This window comes from Methylobacterium phyllostachyos (assembly GCF_900103445.1).
GTDB classification, from domain to species: domain Bacteria; phylum Pseudomonadota; class Alphaproteobacteria; order Rhizobiales; family Beijerinckiaceae; genus Methylobacterium; species Methylobacterium phyllostachyos.
On record NZ_FNHS01000006.1, the window covers coordinates 202,609 to 221,805 of the forward strand.

16 protein-coding genes and 1 tRNA gene are annotated in these 19,197 nt (G+C 67.3%); 9 read left to right on the plus strand and 8 right to left on the minus strand.

Annotation, left to right across the window (positions count from 1 at the left end; genetic code table 11):
* Positions 1 to 45: 45 nt before the first annotated feature.
* Positions 46 to 3,216 (plus strand): efflux RND transporter permease subunit, encoded by a 3,171-nt coding sequence (locus BLQ49_RS11640; RefSeq protein ID WP_091715981.1) that lies wholly within the window; start codon positions 46 to 48, stop codon positions 3,214 to 3,216.
* A gap of 195 nt (positions 3,217 to 3,411) precedes the next feature.
* Positions 3,412 to 3,723: a hypothetical protein gene (locus tag BLQ49_RS30770; protein WP_091715982.1), complete on the plus strand. Its 312-nt coding sequence runs from the start codon at positions 3,412 to 3,414 to the stop codon at positions 3,721 to 3,723.
* A 159-nt stretch (positions 3,724 to 3,882) separates the two neighbouring features.
* Here the strand turns inward: BLQ49_RS30770 and BLQ49_RS11650 are convergent, their stop codons facing one another.
* Positions 3,883 to 4,308: an organic hydroperoxide resistance protein gene (locus BLQ49_RS11650; protein ID WP_091715984.1), complete on the minus strand. Its 426-nt coding sequence runs from the start codon at positions 4,306 to 4,308 to the stop codon at positions 3,883 to 3,885.
* A gap of 90 nt (positions 4,309 to 4,398) precedes the next feature.
* Positions 4,399 to 6,120 carry an adenine deaminase gene (ade, locus tag BLQ49_RS11655; RefSeq protein ID WP_091716202.1) on the minus strand — a complete coding sequence of 574 codons (1,722 nt, stop codon included), beginning with the start codon at positions 6,118 to 6,120 and terminating at the stop codon, positions 4,399 to 4,401.
* A gap of 124 nt (positions 6,121 to 6,244) precedes the next feature.
* Here ade and ilvD point away from each other — a divergent pair, with 124 nt between their 5' ends.
* Complete coding sequence (gene ilvD, locus BLQ49_RS11660; protein ID WP_091715985.1) at positions 6,245 to 8,074, plus strand: dihydroxy-acid dehydratase; 1,830 nt, start codon at positions 6,245 to 6,247, stop codon at positions 8,072 to 8,074.
* On the opposite strand, the gene BLQ49_RS11665 is transcribed toward ilvD, so the two are convergent.
* The 3 genes from BLQ49_RS11665 to fcl all read right to left on the minus strand — a co-directional run bounded on the left by BLQ49_RS11665 (position 8,075) and on the right by fcl (position 10,914).
* A complete protein-coding gene (locus BLQ49_RS11665) occupies positions 8,075 to 8,749 on the minus strand; it encodes a GDSL-type esterase/lipase family protein (protein WP_091715986.1) in 675 nt (224 codons plus the stop codon).
* 3 nt (positions 8,750 to 8,752) lie between these two features.
* Positions 8,753 to 9,790: an SGNH/GDSL hydrolase family protein gene (locus BLQ49_RS11670; protein ID WP_091715988.1), complete on the minus strand. Its 1,038-nt coding sequence runs from the start codon at positions 9,788 to 9,790 to the stop codon at positions 8,753 to 8,755.
* A gap of 152 nt (positions 9,791 to 9,942) precedes the next feature.
* Positions 9,943 to 10,914 carry a GDP-L-fucose synthase gene (gene fcl, locus BLQ49_RS11675; RefSeq protein WP_091715990.1) on the minus strand — a complete coding sequence of 324 codons (972 nt, stop codon included), beginning with the start codon at positions 10,912 to 10,914 and terminating at the stop codon, positions 9,943 to 9,945.
* A 214-nt stretch (positions 10,915 to 11,128) separates the two neighbouring features.
* Between fcl and BLQ49_RS11680 the strand changes: the two genes are divergently transcribed.
* From BLQ49_RS11680 to BLQ49_RS29665, 3 genes are read left to right on the plus strand one after another with little or no spacing between them, the layout of a single operon-like run.
* Positions 11,129 to 12,652, plus strand: coding sequence for a phytoene desaturase (locus BLQ49_RS11680; protein WP_091715992.1), 1,524 nt, complete (start codon positions 11,129 to 11,131; stop codon positions 12,650 to 12,652).
* On the plus strand, positions 12,633 to 13,703 hold the full coding sequence (locus BLQ49_RS11685) for a phytoene/squalene synthase family protein (protein ID WP_091715993.1): 1,071 nt from the start codon (positions 12,633 to 12,635) through the stop codon (positions 13,701 to 13,703). Before BLQ49_RS11680 ends, BLQ49_RS11685 begins: the two co-directional genes overlap by 20 nt.
* A 9-nt stretch (positions 13,704 to 13,712) precedes the next feature.
* Positions 13,713 to 13,865 carry a hypothetical protein gene (locus BLQ49_RS29665; protein ID WP_167627691.1) on the plus strand — a complete coding sequence of 51 codons (153 nt, stop codon included), beginning with the start codon at positions 13,713 to 13,715 and terminating at the stop codon, positions 13,863 to 13,865.
* A gap of 9 nt (positions 13,866 to 13,874) precedes the next feature.
* On the opposite strand, the gene hemC is transcribed toward BLQ49_RS29665, so the two are convergent.
* Positions 13,875 to 14,798 carry a hydroxymethylbilane synthase gene (hemC, locus tag BLQ49_RS11690; protein WP_091715995.1) on the minus strand — a complete coding sequence of 308 codons (924 nt, stop codon included), beginning with the start codon at positions 14,796 to 14,798 and terminating at the stop codon, positions 13,875 to 13,877.
* A gap of 196 nt (positions 14,799 to 14,994) precedes the next feature.
* On the opposite strand from hemC, the gene BLQ49_RS11695 reads away from it, so the two are divergent.
* From BLQ49_RS11695 to BLQ49_RS11705, 3 genes are all read left to right on the plus strand, one after another.
* The gene (locus BLQ49_RS11695) at positions 14,995 to 15,912 is read left to right on the plus strand and encodes a metallophosphoesterase (protein ID WP_091715996.1); all 918 of its coding nucleotides are present in this window, start codon (positions 14,995 to 14,997) and stop codon (positions 15,910 to 15,912) included.
* A 364-nt stretch (positions 15,913 to 16,276) separates the two neighbouring features.
* The gene (locus BLQ49_RS11700) at positions 16,277 to 16,831 is read left to right on the plus strand and encodes a hypothetical protein (protein ID WP_091715998.1); all 555 of its coding nucleotides are present in this window, start codon (positions 16,277 to 16,279) and stop codon (positions 16,829 to 16,831) included.
* Between the two features lie 76 nt (positions 16,832 to 16,907).
* Entirely contained in the window at positions 16,908 to 17,369 is a 462-nt protein-coding gene (locus BLQ49_RS11705; protein WP_091715999.1) for an ABC transporter ATPase, read from the plus strand.
* A 36-nt stretch (positions 17,370 to 17,405) separates the two neighbouring features.
* Here BLQ49_RS11705 and BLQ49_RS11710 read toward each other — a convergent pair whose 3' ends face one another.
* Positions 17,406 to 18,938: an acyl-CoA carboxylase subunit beta gene (locus tag BLQ49_RS11710; protein WP_091716001.1), complete on the minus strand. Its 1,533-nt coding sequence runs from the start codon at positions 18,936 to 18,938 to the stop codon at positions 17,406 to 17,408.
* 155 nt (positions 18,939 to 19,093) lie between these two features.
* Positions 19,094 to 19,168: transfer RNA gene (locus BLQ49_RS11715), tRNA-Val, on the minus strand.
* Between the last annotated feature and the right edge of the window lie 29 nt (positions 19,169 to 19,197).

The window sequence follows — 19,197 nt, forward strand, 5'->3', positions numbered from 1 at the left end:
CGCGTCTGACGAGAGGACAGCCCGGGCGGGCCGCCGGGGCTGGCGATGAAAGGCGGCATCTCCGCGCCCTTCATCCGGTTCCCGGTGGCGACCACGCTGATCATGGTCGGCATCCTGTTCATCGGGATCGTCGCCTATCCGCTGCTCGGCGTCGCGCCGCTGCCGCAGGTGGATTTCCCGACGATCCAGGTGACCGCGCAATTGCCTGGTGCAAGCCCGGAGACGATGGCGTCCTCCGTGGCGCAGCCCCTGGAACGGCAATTCTCGCAGATCCCGGGCGTGTCGCAGATGACGTCGCAGAGTTCCCTCGGGATCTCTTCGATCACGGTTCAGTTCGACCTGAACCGCAACATCGACGGCGCCGCCAGCGACATCCAGGCGGCGATCAACGCCGCCAGCGGCCAGCTCCCGAAGAACCTGCCGACACCGCCGACATACCGGAAGGTCAACCCGGCGGACTCACCGATCCTTCTGCTTTCCGCCACCTCAGACAGCATGCCGCTGATCGACGTGGACGACGCGGTCGATATCCAGCTCGCCCAGCGCATCAGCCAGATTTCCGGCGTCGCGCAGGTCTTCATCGGCGGCCAGCAGAAGCCCGCCATCCGCATCCAGCTCGATCCCGCCAAGCTCGTGGCCAAGGGCCTGTCCCTGGAGGACGTGCGCACGCAGCTGACCCTGACGACCGTCAATAACCCCAAGGGCAGCATCGACGGCGGCAGCCACAGCTACACGATCTATGCCAACGACCAGCTCACCGCGGCCAAGAACTGGAACGACGTGATCGTCGCCTACCAGAACGGCGCGCCCCTGCGGGTGCACGACATCGGCCGCGCGGTCGCGGGGCCCGAGGACATGAAGCAGGCCGGCTGGACCAACGGCAAGCGCGGCGTCTTCCTCGTCGTGTTCAAGCAGCCCGGCGCCAACGTGATCGACACGGTGGACAGCATCAAGGCCCAGCTGCCGCAGCTGACCGCGACGCTCCCGGCCGCCATCAAGATCGACATCCTCAGCGACCGCACCCAGACGATCCGCGCCTCCGTAGAGGATGTGCAGTTCACGCTGCTGCTCACCATCGTGCTGGTGGTGGCGGTGATCTTCGTGTTCCTGCGCAGCTTCTGGGCGACCGTGATCCCGAGCGTGACGGTGCCGCTCGCGCTGCTCGGCGCCTGCGCGCTGATGTGGATGGCGGGCTACACCCTCGACAATCTCTCGCTCATGGCGCTGACGATCTCCGTGGGCTTCGTGGTCGACGACGCCATCGTCGTCCTGGAGAATATCAGCCGCTATATCGAGGACGGGATGCGGCCCATGGAGGCCGCCTTCAAGGGCGCGGGCGAGATCGGCTTCACGATCGTGTCGATCTCGGTGTCGTTGATCGCGGTGCTGATCCCGCTCCTCCTGATGGGCGGCATCATTGGTCGGCTGTTCCGCGAGTTCGCCGTCGTGCTGTCGATGACCATCGCGGTTTCGGCCTTCGTCTCGCTGACTCTGACGCCGATGATGGCCTCGCGGCTCCTCAAGCCGCACGGCGCCGCGCGCCATGGCCGCCTCTACCGGATGAGCGAGGCCGGGTTCGACTGGATCCTGTCCGTCTACGAGGACGCCCTCGACGTCGCCCTGCGGTTCCGCAAAGTCACGCTGCTCGTCTTCTTCGCGACGCTGGCCCTGACCGGCTACCTGTTCGTGGCAATCCCGAAGGGCTTCTTCCCGCAGCAGGACACCGGCTTCATGATCGGCGTGACCGAAGCCGGGCAGGACATCTCCTTCTCGGCGATGAAGGCGTTGCAGGAGAAGGTGGGCGCCATCGTCCAGGCCGACCCGGCGGTGGCGACGGTCGGCATGTCGCTCGGTGGCAACGGCCAGGCGCTGAATTCCGGGCGCATGTACATCACGCTCAAACCCCGGGATGATCGCGACGTCAACGCGTTCCAAGTGATCGGCCGCCTTCGCCCGAAGCTCGAGCAGGTCGAGGGGATCCGGACCTACATCCAGGCGACGCAGGACGTGCGCACCGGCGGGCGCACCTCGCGAACGCAGTTCGAGTACACGCTTCAGGACCCCAATCTCACTGAGCTGAGCACCTGGGCGCCGAAGATCCTCGCCAAGCTGAAGACCCTGCCGGAGCTGCGCGACGTCGCGACCGACCAGCAGGACCGGGGCACGACCCTGACGCTGTCCATCGACCGCGACGCCGCCTCGCGCTACGGCATCACGCCCCAGCTCATCGACGACACCCTCTACGATGCGTTCGGCCAGCGGCAGATCGCGCAGTACTTCACCCAGCTCAACAGCTACCATGTGGTGCTGGAGGTGCTGCCGTCCCTGCAAGGCAGCGTCGAGAGCCTCGACAAGATCTACATCAAGGCGCCGAACGGCGGCGGTCAGGTGCCGCTCGCGGCCTTCGCCCACTGGACGACCGTCCCGGTCGCGCCGCTCGTGGTGAACCACCAGGGCCAGTTTCCGGCGGTGACGATCAGCTTCAACCTCGCCCCCGATGTCGCCCTCGGTCAGGCGACAGAGGCGATCGGCCGAGCGATGCGGGAATTGCAGGTGCCCCCCACGGTGGCGACCGGCTTCCAGGGCACCGCACAGGCGTTCCAGCAGTCGCTCTCGACCGTGCCGCTGCTGATCCTGGCGGCCCTGTTCGTGGTCTACCTGATCCTGGGCATCCTGTACGAAAGCTTCATCCACCCCATCACGATCCTCTCGACGCTGCCCTCGGCTGGCGTTGGCGCCCTGGCGGTGCTGATGTGGGCGGGGTTCGACTTCAGCCTGATCGCGCTGATCGGCATCATCCTGCTCATCGGTATCGTGAAGAAGAACGGCATCATGCTGGTCGATTTCGCGATTGTCGCCGAGCGTGAGGAGGGGCTCAGCCCCGAGGAGGCGATCCGGAAAGCCGCCCTGCTGCGTTTCCGGCCGATCCTGATGACCACGATGGCGGCGCTGCTGGGCGGCATCCCGCTGATGTTCGCGCACGGGACCGGCTCCGAGATCCGGCAGCCCCTGGGTTACGCCATGGTGGGTGGGCTCGCGGTCAGCCAGATCCTGACGCTGTTCACGACGCCGGTGATCTACATCTATCTCGACCGGCTGGCGCACCGCTTCTCGTTCAAGGACAAGCCACAGGCGGTCGACGCGGTACTCAACGAGACCGAGGCCGGGCCGATCGAAGAAGTCCGTGGACCACCCGCGCTTCGCGCCGCGGAGTGATCGAGGATCCCCGCTGTACTTGCTTGCGCAGGGGGGGCACCCCGGTGTGACGCCGCCAATGGAAGTTTGGCGCTGCCCTGGATTGCCTCTCTGCGCTCGCGCTGACTCATGAAAGCTTGCGCGAGCGGCGCGCTCGGCACTCTTCCCCGCCTGGCGAAAACGGGCTCCGAACCAACTGAGCCCGGGCCGGCCCGCATGGCCCCGGACCAGAGGACGTGGATCAGCCAGACCCTGGCGTTGCGCGGACTGACCGTCCTCGCCCCGGAGCAGGCAGTCGCCGTAACTACCACACAGCGCGGCTTGCTGATGCTGGAGCATGCGTCGGCTTCGGACCTATGCGCCTGTCATCCGCACCTGATCACCGTCGACATATCCGGCGACGGAGCCGGCCACGCCTACAGCGCCATGAAGCCGTGCAATCCGCTGGTCCAGGCTGAGAGCGGGTTCGAGGGCGTCACGTTTGATGGGACGGATACTTATCGACCCGCGCCATCATCGCGAGCCTAGCGCAGCGACCCAGGGACGCGATGAGCCCCGGCATCACACATTCCGATGTGATGCCTGCGCTGCACGGGCAAGGACGGGGGCGCAGCAACGCCCCCGATTTACGTGCTCAGCGCGACCTACCGTGGGGGCCGCGGACGGGCGAGGCCCCCCGCTGCCCGATCAGGCGACCTTCAGCCCGACGTTGACGTTGCCACGGGTGGCGTTCGAGTACGGGCACACCTGATGGGCGGCGTCCACGAGCTTCTGCGCGTCTGCGTGGTCGAGGCCGGGCAGGCTGATCGTCAGGTCGGCGGTGATGCCGAAGCCGCCCTCGGAGCGCGGGCCGATGCCGACCTCGGCGGTGACGCTGGTGTCGGTTGGGACCTTCAGCTGCAGCGAGGGGGCGACGGCCTTCATCGCGCCGAGGAAGCAAGCCGAGTAACCGGAGGCGAAGAGCTGCTCCGGGTTCGCGCCCGAACCACCGGCGCCGCCGAGTTCCTTCGGGGTGGAGAGCTTGACCTCGAAGCTGCCATCAGCCGTCCGGGCGGTGCCATCGCGGCCCCCGGTGGCGGTAGCGGTGGTGCGGTACTTCACGTCAACGGACATGGGCAATCTCCGGTCCAACGAATGGGAGTCGGCGTGTAGGCGCCGGCAGCGCTCTGTATAGGTCCAAAATAGATTGTGCGCAATTTAATTTCAGGGATCGATCAGCGCGAAGCGATCGACGTCCACGAGGCCGCGGTCGGTGATCTTGAGGTGCGGGATCACGGGCAGGGGCAGGAACGCCACCTGCAGGAACGGCTCGGGCAGCACGACGCCGAGGCCCTTCGCGGCGGCCCGCAGCGTCACGAGCGAGGCGCGAATCGCGTCGAACGGCGCGAGGCTCATCAGCCCGGCCAGGGGTAGGGCGATTTCGGCGAGGACACGCTCACCCTCCACCACGACGAAGCCGCCTTCGATCGCGCCGAGGCGGTTCACGGCCACCGCCATGTCAGCCTCATCGACCCCGACCACCGTGATGTTGTGGCTGTCATGCCCGACCGAGGAGGCGATCGCCCCCCGTTTCAGGCCGAAACCCTTCACGAACGCGACGCCGATGCCGCGTTCCCCCGGCGCCGTCCGGCCGTGCCGCTCCACCACGGCCACCTTGATGACATCCTGGTCGAGATCGACCCGGCGCTCGCCCCCGGAATAGGGCAGGGTGAGATCGTGGCGGAGGGTGATGATCTTACCCGGGACGACGCCGATGACCGGCGTCGACGGTCCGGAGCCCGGCGCGGCGAAGTCGGCGGCCGTCACGTGTCGCGCCCGCAGGCTGCCACGTCCGATCGGCGCGACCGGCGGGCGGGCGTCGAACAGGGATGCGTTCACCGCGCGTCCGGCTCTGAAGACCTGTGACACGGCGCAAGTGTCGAGGTCATCCAGCACCACGAGGTCGGCCCGCTGCCCCGGAGCGACGAGGCCCCGGTCGTGCAGCCCGAAGGCCCGCGCGGCCGACCACGAGGCCGCCCGGTAGGCTGCCAGCGGCGGCGCACCCAGAGCGATGGCAGTGCGGATGACGTAATCGAGGTGGCCTTCCTCAGCGATGTCGAGCGGGTTCCGGTCGTCGGTGCAGAAGGCCAGGAACGGCGCCGTGCGCTCGGTCAGGATCGGCGCCAGGGCGTGCAGATCCTTGGACACCGAGCCCTCGCGGATCAGCACGGTCATGCCCTTGGAGAGCTTTTCGAGCGCCTCCTCGGGCGTCGTCGCCTCGTGCTCCGTGCGGATGCCGGCCGCGATGTAGCCGTTGAGGGCGTGGCCGCGCAGCAGCGGCGCGTGACCGTCGATGTGCCGGCCCGCGAAGGCCGCCAGTTTCTCCAAGACCGTGGGATCGCCGGCCAGCACGCCGGGAAAGTTCATGAACTCCGCCAGCCCGATCACCTTCGGATGGTGGGCGAAGGGCAGCAGGTCGGCGGCCGTGATCCGCGCGCCGGAGGTCTCGAGGTGATCGGTGGCCGGGACGCAGGCCGAGAGCTGCACCCGCAGGTCCATGGCGAGCGTCCCGGCGGATTCGAGGAACCACGTGAAGGCGTCTGTCCCGAGGACGTTGGCCATCTCGTGCGGATCGCAGATCCCGGTGGTGACCCCGTGCGGCAGGACGCAGCGCTCGAATTCCTGCGGCGGCATCAGCGAGGATTCGACGTGGAAATGTGTGTCGATGAAGCCCGGCACCACGATCCGGCCGGTGATGTCGATCTCGCGCCTTCCACGATAGCTGCCGAAGGTGCCCACGATCCGATCGCCGCAGATGGCGATGTCGGAGGCGACGAGGTCGCCGGTGACGAGATCGAGGAAGCGGCCGCCCTTCAGCACGAGGTCGGCCTCGCTCCGCCCTTGGCCCTGGTCGATCGTCCGCCGCAGGAAGTCTACCTGGTCCATCGTCACCTCGCCGCCTGCGGTATCTGCCGCGAGCATGCCACGGATGCGTGGCCCTCGGCGACGCTTGCGGTCGGACGGTTGCGAGCGCAGAAGCCCTCCACCTTCGAACCGATCGAATCCCGCGATGCCCGCCTATCGTTCCCGCACCACCACCCATGGCCGCAACATGGCCGGCGCCCGTGGCCTCTGGCGCGCCACCGGCATGAAGGACGGCGATTTCGGCAAGCCGATCATCGCGGTCGTGAACTCCTTCACGCAGTTCGTGCCCGGCCACGTCCACCTGAAGGATCTCGGCCAGCTCGTGGCCCGCGAGATCGAGGCGGCCGGCGGCGTCGCCAAGGAGTTCAACACGATTGCGGTCGATGACGGCATCGCCATGGGCCATGACGGGATGCTGTACTCGCTTCCCTCCCGGGAACTGATCGCCGATTCGGTCGAGTACATGGTCAACGCGCACTGCGCCGACGCGATGGTGTGCATCTCGAACTGCGACAAGATCACCCCCGGTATGCTGATGGCGACGCTCCGCCTCAACATCCCGACCGTGTTCGTCTCCGGCGGCCCCATGGAGGCCGGCAAGGTGCAGCTGCCGGGCATCGCCAAGAAGGTCGATCTGGTCGATGCCATGATCGCGGCGGCCGACGACCGGATCTCCGATGACGACGTCGCGGTGATCGAGCGCTCGGCCTGTCCGACCTGCGGCTCGTGCTCGGGCATGTTCACGGCGAACTCGATGAACTGCCTGACCGAGGCCCTCGGCCTCGCGCTGCCCGGCAACGGCTCGGTGCTGGCCACCCATGCTGACCGCAAGCGGCTGTTCGTGGAGGCCGGGCATCTGATCGTGGATCTCGCCCGGCGCCATTACGAGCAGGACGATGCCGGCGTGCTGCCCCGGGCGGTGGCGAGCTTCAAGGCGTTCGAGAACGCCATGACCCTCGACATCGCCATGGGCGGCTCGACCAACACCGTGCTGCATCTGCTCGCCGCCGCCCACGAGGGCGAGGTGCCGTTCACCATGGCCGACATCGACCGCCTATCCCGCCGGGTGCCGGTGCTGTGTAAGGTCGCCCCGGCGGTCGCCAACGTCCACATGGAGGACGTGCACCGGGCCGGCGGCATCATGGGCATCCTGGGCGAGCTCGACCGGGCCGGCCTGATCGACACCACGGTCGGCAACGTCTCGGCCGGGACGCTCGGCGGCGCGCTCGCCCGCTGGGACGTACGCGGCGAACCGTCCGCCTCGGTCCAAACCTTTTACCGGGCGGCGCCCGGTGGCGTGCCGACCCAGGTGGCGTTCAGCCAGGAATCCCGCTTCGACGCGCTGGATCTCGACCGCGAGGGTGGCGTGATCCGCGAAGCCGCGCACGCCTATTCGCAGGATGGCGGCCTCGCGGTGCTGTACGGCAACCTCGCCGAGCAGGGCTGCATCGTGAAGACGGCCGGCGTCGATGCCTCGATCCTGACCTTCGAAGGGACGGCCAGGGTCTTCGAGAGCCAGGATGCGGCCGTCGATGGCATCCTCAACGGCAAGGTGAAGGCCGGCGAGGTCGTGCTGATCCGCTACGAGGGCCCCCGCGGTGGTCCCGGCATGCAGGAGATGCTCTATCCGACGAGCTACCTCAAATCGAAGGGGCTCGGCAAAGCCTGCGCGCTGGTCACCGACGGGCGGTTCTCCGGCGGTTCCTCCGGCCTGTCGATCGGCCATGTCTCGCCGGAGGCGGCCGAGGGCGGCCTGATCGGCCTCGTGCGCGACGGCGACACCATCGCCATCGACATCCCGAACCGCAGCATCCGCCTCGACGTGGAGGAGGTGGAGTTGCAGCGGCGGCGGGCCGCGCAAGCGGCGGCGGGCTGGCAGCCGGCGAGCCCGCGCAAGCGCAAGGTCAGCGCGGCATTGCGCGCCTACGCGATGCTGACGACGAGCGCCGCCCACGGGGCGGTGCGCCGCCTCTGATCAGCGGCTGGCGAGGACCAGGGCAGCGATGGCGGCCAGCATCGCCGCAGCGATCACGAAGCCCACGGCGCGGCGACGCCATGGGGAGGGCGCGGGCGTGACGACGGCTTCGGTGCCGGTCGGACCGCGCCCAAGCGACGACAGCATCAACGGCTCGATCGCCGCATAGCCGGCCCGGCTGAGGTGAAGCCCGTCCGTCCCGTACGCTTTCCGCAGGGCGCCGGATGAATCCGCCAGGATGGAGAAGTAGTCGATATAGGTCGCCCCGTGCTCGTGCGCGTGCTCCCGGAGCCACGTGTTGACCGCCATGATCATGGCTGGGGCATCCCGCACCTCCGGATTCCACGGGATCCGGGCGGCCGGCATGATAGAACCCACCCAGGCCTTCACCCCCATCGCCCGCGCCTCGTCGAGCATGCCGGCGATTGTGCGGGCAATTTCATCGGCGGGAACGAAGAACCCCTCGTTACGGCCGATATCGTTCACGCCGCACAGGAGGTGGACGCCCCGGGCGCCGGTTTCTTCGAGGTCGCGGCGGAACCGCATGGTGATCCAGCGCGCCGTCTGGCCCGATCCCCCGCGGGGGATCAGACCATAGGCCGCGAAGGTCTCGGCACGGTGGAAACCCCATTGCTCGGTGATCGAGTCTCCGATGAAGACGATCGGCTCCACCATACCTCAGACCGAAGTCCCGGTCCGAGTATCCAGGAAAGCCGCGATCTCTGCCTGCAGCCGGTCGGCCACCATCTGACGGCCCTCGGACGTCACGTGCACGATGTCGGTGAACAGGTGACGGCTCTCACCCTCGAACAGCTTGCTGAGGTCTTGCACCGCGAAGGGCGCTTGGCCGCCGCCGGCAAGGTCGAGCCGGTCGAGCACGCCTGCGAACCGCGTGTACTGCCTATCGAGATAGGCCAGGAAGGGGCCGGAGGCGACGGTTTCCTCGTCGGCCGCAAGCTCGGTTTTACGGACGATCGTGGGCTGCAGATAGAACCGGACCGGTGCACCGATGCCAGGCGCTAACCGGGCGAGGCGCTTCAACGACACTTCAAACTGCCGTACCACCTCCCATTCCCAGATGTCCGATTGCCAGTTCGTCAAAGCGCGCAGGTTCTCGAGACGATTGAAGATCATCTCCTGCAGACGGTCGTAGGACAGCTCCTCCGCGTCGGTTTCCGCACCCGTCTGGTCGAAAAAGAAGCCGTGGAGGCATTCGCTGACGAAGTGATTGTATGGACAACCCGCCCGCGGATCGAAACTCCAGGGCTGGAAGATGTCGGTGCCGCCACCGACGATCAGGATCACGTCCGGCTGGAGATCCATGAGCCGGGTGGTGATCAGGGCGATCATTTGATTCAGGCAAGCGGAGATCGCGCCGAAATTGTAGACGCGCGCGCCTTCGCCGTGGATGCGCTTCAAGCCACTCTCGAGTCGACCAGGCACCGTGTCGGCGAAGACCTGTCCGTCGACGAGGGTGCTGTCGCCAACCACGAAGACGCGCAGCGTCTCCGAGGCGGGACGCGTATCGGCGTGGATGTCGTTGCGGTAGCCCAGGACGTCGTAACGCCAATTCCTGTCCGCCAGAGGCGCCAACGGCTTGCCGGCGAACTGCACGTACGGCGCCGGGAAACGCGTGTTGGCGTCGAAGCTCTGGAACAGCTTCAGGAACCTCTGCCGTCGCGTGTGCTCGTCAGCGTCATACGGCCGTTGAGCCATGATTCCTCTCTCCTTCCGGCCGCTACGACAGCGCCACCACGGCACGCCCCGGCTTCGAGTCGAGCTCGCTTGCCCCGCGAGCGGGTACGGCTCTCAATCGCTGCGAAGTCCGCTCTTTCGGCAAGCCGGCGCGCACCTCGGCAGGGATGAGGTTAGCCACGCAGGGTGGCGTGATTGTCCAAGAACCAGCGGTAGGTCTGGCGCAAACCGTCCTCCAGACCGATCTCCGGACGCCAGCCCATGGCCGCGAGCCGCGACACGTCCATCAGTTTGCGCGGCGTGCCGTCGGGCTTCGTCGCGTCGAAGTCCAGTCGGCCCTCGTAGCCGATCACCCGTGCGAGCGCCTCGGCCAGTTCGCGGATCGTGCAATCCTCGCCGGTGCCGACGTTGATATGCGACAGGTCCGGCCGCGTGTTCGCGGCGTAGACCGCATCCTCCATCTCCATCACGAACACGCTGGCCCGCGCCATATCGTCGACATGCAGGAATTCGCGCATGGCCCGGCCGGTCCCCCACACCGTCACGCTGGCCTGGGCCGCCTCCTTCGCCTCGTGCAGGCGGCGCATCAGCGCCGGCAAGACATGGGCGTTCTCGGGGTGGAAGTTGTCGTTGGGTCCGTAGAGGTTGGTCGGCATCACGCTGCGATAGCGCCGCCCGTACTGGCGGTTGTAACTCTCGCACATCTTGATGCCGGCGATCTTGGCAATGGCGTAGGGTTCGTTGGTCGGCTCCAGGACGCCCGTGAGCAGGGCGTCCTCGCGCATGGGCTGTTCGGCCAGCTTGGGGTAGATGCACGACGAACCGAGGAACAGCAGCCGATCGACGCCGCTCGTGTGGGCGGCGTGAATGATGTTGGTCTGGATGACGAGGTTGTCGTGGATGAACTCGGCCGGGTAGGTGTTGTTGGCGTGGATGCCGCCGACCTTCGCGGCGGCGAGGTAGACCTGATCGATCCGATTGTCGGCGAGGTAGCGGCGAACCGCGGCCTGATCGAGCAGATCGAGGCTCGCCCGGTCGGCGGTGAGGATGTGCGCATGGCCCTGCGCCTGTAAGCGACGCACGATCGCTGAGCCGACCATCCCACGATGGCCCGCGACAAAGATGGTCTGAGTCCGGCCGTCCATCACCCGCCTCGTTTCTCGCCTGTCCCGCATTTGATGACGGCTCTATAGCGCCGTCCGCCCGAAGAATCGCCGCGCAGGCGCAGAAATTCTGGTCCGCATGGCTGCGGTGCAACGGCTGGCCCCCTCCGGCGCGCCGCTGCCAAGGGCTGGCATCCCGTTTGTGGGACGCAATTCGATCTTGCGCGCTGCCGAGGTGGCTTGTTAGTGTCAACCCATGTTGACACTCGCGGTCGATCAGCGCTTGGAAGCAGGGCACGATCGGCGACCGCATGCGCTCGTTATCGGCTCGGGATTCGGCGGGCTCGCCGCGGCCGTGCGGCTTGGTTCCCGCGGCTACAGGGTCACCGTTCTCGAGCGCCTCGAACAGGCAGGCGGACGTGCCCGGGTCCACCGTCAGGACGGTTTTACGTTCGATGCTGGGCCGACCATCGTCACCGCCCCCCAGCTCTTCGAAGAGCTTTGGACGCTGGCGGGGCAGAAACTCTCCGACGACGTGACCCTGGTGCCGATGGATCCGTTCTATCGGATCCGTTTCGCCGACGGCACGTCCTTCGCCTATAGCGGCGATCCCGAGCGCATGCGCGCCGAGGTCGCCCGCTTCTCGCCCGACGACGTGGATGGGTACCAGCGTTTCATGGCCCACAGCAGGGCCGTGTGCCGCATCGGATTCGAGCAGCTTGGCCATGTGTCCTTCGGGCGCGTCGGCGCGATGATGAAGATCGCCCCGGACCTCCTGCGCCTGTCCGGGCATCGCTCCGTCCACGATGTGGTGGCGCGCTTCATCCGCGACGAGCGGCTGCGCACGGTGTTCAGCTTCCATCCGCTTCTGATCGGCGGAAATCCCTTCCGGGCCAGCGCAATCTACTGCTTGATCGCGGATCTGGAGCGGCGTTGGGGCGTCCATTTCGCCAAGGGGGGCACCGGACAACTGGTCGATGGGCTGGTGAAGCTGATCCGCAGCCAGGGCGGCCGGGTCCGGCTCGGCGCCGACGTCGCGCGTATCCGCGTCGAGGGCGGAACGGCCACCGGGGTCGAACTCGAGAGCGGAGAGACGATCCCGGCCGACCTCGTGGTCTCGAACGCCGATTCAGCCGTGACGCATGCGCGTCTCCTGCCGGAGGCGCAACGCTGGAGCGCGGGTCGGTTCCGCCGGGCCCGCTCCTCCATGGGCCTCTTCGTCTGGTATTTCGGTACGAAGCGGCGTTATCCCGAGGTCGATCACCATACGATCTTGCTGGGACCGCGCTATCGCGGATTGCTCGCCGACATCTTCGACCGCAAGGTCCTGGCAGAGGATGCGAGCCTGTACCTGCATCGCCCCACCGCCACCGATTCGAGCCTCGCGCCGCCGGGTTGCGACGCCTTCTATGTGCTGGCGCCCGTGCCGAATCTGGCGGGCGGTCAGGATTGGGGCGCGCTGGCTGAGCCGTACCGGCGCCGGATCGCCCAGATTCTCGAATCCAGCGTCCTACCGGGTCTGTCGGAGGCGACTGTGACGTCGAAGGTGACGACGCCACAGGATTTCCAGGATGATTTCCTGAGCTATCGCGGCTCAGGATTCGGACTGGAGCCCGTGCTGACGCAATCGGCCTGGTTTCGGCCGCACAATCGGTCGGGCAACGTGCGCAACCTCTATCTGGTCGGCGCCGGCACGCATCCCGGCGCTGGCCTGCCCGGCGTGCTGTCCTCCGCTCGCGTCCTCGACAGCGTGGTTCCTGATGCCCGCGTTACCGCCTGAATTCGCCGCCGCGGCCGACCGGACCGCTTGCCGGACAGCCATCCGGCATGGGTCGAGGAGCTTCTTCGCGGCCGGACAGCTCCTGCCCGGCGATGTCCGCGAGGCGGCCTACGGTCTCTACGCCTTCTGCCGGCTCTCGGACGATCTCGTGGACGAGGCTGAGGACCCGGCCGCCTGCCACGACGCGGTGGCGCGCCTCGATCGCCGGATCGGCCGGGCCTATGCCGGCGATCCGGCCGATACCCCCGCCGACCGGGCCTTCTCGGAAATCGTCGCCGCCTGCGCGATCCCGGAAGCTTTGCCGCGGGCCCTCATCGAGGGTTTCGCCTGGGATGCCGCGGGGAGGCGCTACGACGACCTCGGCGCGCTGCACGCCTATGCGGCCCGGGTTGCCGGCTCTGTCGGGGCGATGATGGCGCTCATCATGGGCGTGCGCAGTCCCGACGCGCTCGCCCGCGCCTGCGACCTCGGGGCGGCGATGCAGCTCACCAACATCGCCCGCGATGTCGGCGAGGATGCGCGCATGGGCCGGCTCTACCTGCCGCTCGACTGGATGCGGGCGGCCGGTCTCGACCCGGACGCGTTCCTGGCCGACCCGCGGCCGAGCCCTGCGCTCGCCGACATCGTCGCCCGACTGCTCGCCGAGGCGGATGGTCTCTACCGCCGCGCGGAGGCCGGTATCGCCGTGCTGCCGCCGCGCTGCCGGCCGGCCATCCGGGCCGCCGGGCTGATCTACGGCGAGATCGGACGCGTCATCGCGGCGCGTGGGCACGATCCGGTCACCCGCCGGGCTCGCGTCGGCGGCGTCCGCAAGCTCGCACTGATCGCCCGGGCGACCCGGGCTCCGGCTGTCTGCGGGGATCTCGCCGCGCCGGCGCTGCCGCAGGTGCAGTTCCTGATCGATGCGGTGACGGCGCATCCGCTCCCTCCCTTGCGTCAGCGGCCCGCCCTGCGGCCCTGGTGGGATGTCGCCGGCCGTGTCGTTCACGTCCTCGATCTGGTGGAACGCATCCGCGAACGGGAGGCCTTCGGCCGTTCTGCGCCTTCCTGAGGCGCGGCGATGGGCGAGAATCTGTTCGCCGCCCTCGATTTCGGTCTGCCCTTCGCCGTGGTGTTCGGTCTGGGGGTCTGGCAACTGGTGGCCGTCCGCAGGAGCATCCGCCGCGACCGCGAGGCCTCCGGTCAGAGCCCACGCAAACCGGGCGACGCCTGAGTGGTGGGCTTACTTCAGGTCGCGCACATACGTGTCGCCGGCCGCCGCCTTGAGGGCGGCCCCAGCCTCGCGCCCGATCCGTTCCGCATCCGCGGCCAGTCCCTGCCGCGACACAGACCAATGGCGGCTGCCATCCGGAAGGAACAGCAGGCCGTCGAGCGACAGGGTCTCGCCCTCGATCCGGGCCAGGGCGGCGATCGGCGTCCGGCAGGAGCCATCGAGCTCGGCCAGGAGCGCCCGCTCGGCTGAAATGGCCGTGGTCGTCCGAGGGCAAGCGATCGGGGCCAGCAACGCGCGGATCGCCTCGTCCGAGTCCCGGCACTCGATGCCAAGGGCCCCTTGGGCCACGGCGGGCAGCATATCCTCGACGGACAGGACGCTGCGCGCCATGCCCTCCAGGCCGAGGCGCTGGAGGCCCGCCAGGGCGAGCAGCGTCGCGTCGCATTCGCCGGCTTCGAGCTTGCGCATCCGCGTGTTGGCGTTGCCGCGCAGGGGCACGACGCGAAGATCCGGCCGGCGCATCAGGACCTGGGCGCCCCGTCGCAGGGACGAGGTGCCGACCCGCGCACCGACCGGTAGACCCTCAAGCCCGTCGGCATGCGGTGACAGGAAGGCGTCCCGCGGATCGTCGCGCTCCAAGATGCACGCGATGGCGAGCCCGTCGGGCAGCCAGGTCTCCACGTCCTTCATCGAGTGGACTGCGACATCCACCTCCCCGGCGAACAGGGCCTGCTCCAGTTCCTTGGTGAACAGACCTTTGCCGCCGATCTCGGAGAGCGGCCGGTCCAGAATCTTGTCGGCCACCGTCGTGACAACGACGAGTTCGGTCTCCAGGCCCGGATTGGCCGCAACGATCCGGTCGCGCACCATTCCGGTCTGCGCGAGCGCCATCGGCGAGCCGCGGGTGCCGATGCGCAGGGGACGGTTCAACATTGGGATCCGGGTTCTTTTCGCTGGACGAAGCAGGGTCTTATAGACCCGCGCTCAGGGCAGGGCACGGTCTGGCATCAAATTCAGACTTGTTGAACCCGACTCATGTCACGGTCGGCGGTCTGCGACACGGCCCCGCTTTTGCCGGACTGCGTGATTAGCGACGCACCGGGCAAATCCACAGTCAACGGATGAAACGATGCTGATCCTGCCGAGCCGGCGGCAGTTCCTGACGGGTCTCGGCGCCAGCGCCGGCCTGACGGCCGCGACGGGCGTCTACGCCTTCGATGTCGAGCCGATGCATCGCCTCATCGTGACATCCTACGCACCAGCTTTGCCGCGCTGGGATCCGGCCTTGCGGCTGCGCGTGGCGGTGCTGGCGGATTTCCATATCTGCGAGCCGTACATGCCCTTCGACCGGGTCGCCGAGATCGTGGATGCCACCAACGCGCTTAAGCCCGATCTCGTGCTTCTGCTTGGCGATTACCCGGCAGGCCGGATCGCATGGCGGAAGCTGCCGCTCGGACAGTTCGCCCGGATGATGGAGACGCTGAGGGCCCCCCTCGGCACCCATGCGATCCTCGGCAACCACGATTGGTGGGACGACGAGGCGGTTCAGTCGGCCCGGCGCGGGACGCCGGCGGTCAAACGCCTGTTGGAGGATCGCGGCATCCCCGTGATGGAGAACGCCGCGGTGCGGCTGATGAAGGACGGCCGACCGTTCTGGCTCGCCGGCCTCGCCGACCAGCAGCCCTTCAAGGACACTTGGAAGGACCTCAGCTACGCAGATGTTCCGCGCACGCTCGGTGCCATCACGGATGCGGCCCCCGTGATCCTGATGGCGCACGAGCCCGACATCTTCGCGATGCTGCCCGATCGGGTCTCCCTTACGCTCGCCGGCCATACCCATGGCGGACAGGTCCGGCTGTTCGGACGCTCACCCGCGATCCGGAAGGTCCGGGGCCAGGATTATGCCTATGGCCACATCGTGCAGGATGGGCGCCACATGATCGTGTCCGGGGGCTTTGGCGTGAGCCGGATTCCGGTGCGGCTCGGCGTGCCGCCGGAGATCGTCCTCCTCGAACTCGGCCGGAACGAGATCGCGCCCGCTGCCTGAAGACGATGCCGCGTTTCCTCGATTCATCGAAGCGGCACTCGCCGACGAAAGGTCATCGCCGTCATATAGAGGCACTCGAGTGCCGCGCCGGCATCACCATACGAGGTCGGGGCTCTCCATGCGATTGCACCGAATCGTCTTAGATCGCGGTTTTCAGCCGGATAAGCTGGAAGAGTGGAGTAGGTCCCAAGGTCGCCGTTGACTAGAATCGCAACGATCATCTTTTCGTATGCGGATCTGGAAAGCTTGTGCTTTAGAAAAATACGGCTTGTATCCTTCTCGGCCGCGTCACAACACGCGGCAGCATTTGACTTGCTGCGCATCGCATGAAAACGTTTCCCGTCGATTCTCGGCGGGAGCGATCATGCCGCTCATCATCGTCCTCATCGGCATCACCGTCGCAATTCTGTTCTGGATCCTGCGGGTTCGCGGTACCGTCAAGACTTTGCGGGATGTCGATCGGGACATCAGGGGACCGCAGCGCCGGGTTGGATCGGCGTTCGAGGATATCGCTGGTACACCGCTGGAGCGCGTGCGCGACCCGCGTCTGGCGGCGACGATCCTGATGATCCAACTCGTGCGCACGGGCAGCCCGCTCACGGCGAGCGAGAAGACCCAGATCCTGGAATTCATGGAGACGCCGCTGGAAATCGCACGGATTTCTGCGAGCTTCGAGTGGGCTTGGACCTATACCCAGGCGCGTCTACCGTTTGCGCGGGTGGCCGATCCGCTGGTGCCGCTGCTCCGGCGGACGCTGACACCCGCCGAGCGCACGGAACTCATCGCGATGTTGAACCAAGTCGCCGGCGCACATTCGGCACCGAGTCAGCTGCAGCGGGAGGGTATCTCCCACCTGCGGCGCAAACTCATGGCCGGCGAGGTTTATCGCCTGAACGATCGGCAAAATAGGTCCGCCTGACGGCGGGCGAGACCGATCCCGCGCCCGAACGCCGCGCCGCTCGTTTTCCGATCCCGACCGCGCTACCTGCCACGGGATGCGCGCGCTTCTGCCTCTCCTCGCCCTCGCCTGCCTCGCCTCGGGCATCGGTTCCGCCCAGGCCCAATCCTGCGAGACTCTCATCGACCGAGTCACGGCCGAGACATCGGCTCAGGCGACCGAGCGGCGCAGCGATTATGCGAGCTTCTCGGCCAGCCCGGATATGACGCTGACGCTCGCCTGCGGCGGCCCGGACCTGTCGTCCGTCGGCGCGCAGTTTCGCGGCGCGAACCCGCCCGACACCTACTACGACCTGTTCGGCCATGCGGGGCACGCCGTGACCGGGATCGATGCCCGCGTGATCTCCGAAGCTGCGCACAAGGCTCAGGCGGCCTCAGTCCGGCTCCGCCACAGCAACGTCGATCTCGGCGGCGCCCGGATCACGTGCTCGGCCATGGTCTCGCCCGACAAGGGACCGCTGACCCTCTGCGCCGTTATCGAGCACAGCGACCGGAGCTGAAGCCGGCGGCACCCGCCGCCGGCCCCTCATCTCGCCTCAGAGCGGGATGTTGTCGTGCTTCTTCCAGGGCTGCTCCATCTTCTTGGTGCGGAGCATGCCGAGCGCCCGGGCGATGCGGCGCCGGGTCGAGTGCGGCATGATCACCTCGTCGATGTAGCCGCGCTCAGCGGCCACGAACGGCGACAGGAATCGGTCCTCGTACTCGCCGGTCCGCGCCGCGATCTTCTCAGGATCACCCATCTCGCTGCGGAAGATGATCTCCACCGCGCCCTTGGCACCCATGACGGCGATCTGCGCCGTGGGCCAAGCGTAATTCAGATCGGCGCCGACATGCTTGGAGGCCATCACATCATAGGCCCCGCCGAAGGCTTTTCGGGTGATGATCGTCACCAGCGGGACGGTCGCCTGAGAATAGGCAAACAGCAGCTTGGCGCCGTGCTTGATCAGGCCGCCATATTCCTGCGCGGTGCCCGGCAGGAAGCCCGGCACATCCACGAAGGTCACGATCGGGATGCCGAAGGCGTCGCAGTAGCGCACGAACCGCGCGGCCTTCCGGGAGGCGTCCGAATCGAGCACGCCCGCCAGGACCAGCGGCTGATTGGCCACGAACCCGACGGTCCGCCCCTCGATCCGACCGAAGCCCGTGATGATGTTGCGCGCGTAGGTCGCCTGGATCTCGAAGAAATCGCCCTCATCGACGATACGGCGGATCAGCTCGCCCATGTCGTAGGGCTTGTTCGGGTTGTCGGGGATCAGCGTGTCGAGGGAGGAATCGAGCCGGTCGACATCGTCGAAACTCGTGAGTTCCGGCACGCCGTCGGTGTTGTTGGCGGGCAGGAAATCGAGCAGCCGGCGGATCTGGAGAATCGCCTCGACGTCGTTCTCGAACGAGCCGTCCGCGATCGATGACTTGGTGGTGTGAACCTTGGCGCCGCCGAGTTCCTCGGCGGTCACGACCTCGTTGGTCACCGTTTTCACCACGTCGGGACCGGTCACGAACATGTAGCTCGTATCGCGGACCATGAAGATGAAGTCGGTCATGGCCGGCGAGTAGACGTCGCCGCCAGCGCACGGCCCCATAATCACCGAGATCTGCGGGATCACGCCCGAGGCCATGACGTTGCGGCGAAACACTTCACCGTAGCCGCCGAGCGCCGCGACGCCCTCCTGGATGCGCGCGCCGCCGGCATCGAAGATGCCGATGATCGGCGCGCGCATCTTCAGCGCCATGTCCTGGACTTTCACGATCTTTTGCGCGTGCGCCTCCGACAGGGAGCCGCCGAACACGGTGAAGTCCTTCGAGAACAGGAAGACCGTCCGGCCGTTGATCGTGCCCCAGCCGGTCACGACGCCGTCGCCCGGGATCTTCTGGGCTTCCATGCCGAAATCCGTGGAGCGGTGCTGCACGAACATGTCGAACTCCTCGAACGACCCATGGTCGAGGAGAAGCTCGATGCGCTCCCGCGCCGTCAGCTTGCCGCGCTTGTGCTGCGCCTCGACGCGCCTCTCGCCGCCGCCGAGACGGGCCTGCGCCCGGCGCTCTTCGAGCTTGTCGAGGATATCCTTCATCGCTGACGTCCGCCCTTCCCCTGCCTGGGGACTGCGACCCGCATCGGGCCAGCCCAAGCTTATGCATTGACCGATCGAGCGCCCTTAGCACGGGCCTACCGGGCGGCAAACCGACGCGCGGTCACGGGCATTCGGACATTAGGGGAAGGAGAGGCTGGTGGACGGTGCAGGGATCGAACCTGCGACCTTTCCCGTGTGAAGGGAACGCACTACCGCTGTGCTAACCGTCCGTACCGAGGAAACCGCCATGGCTCTGGGC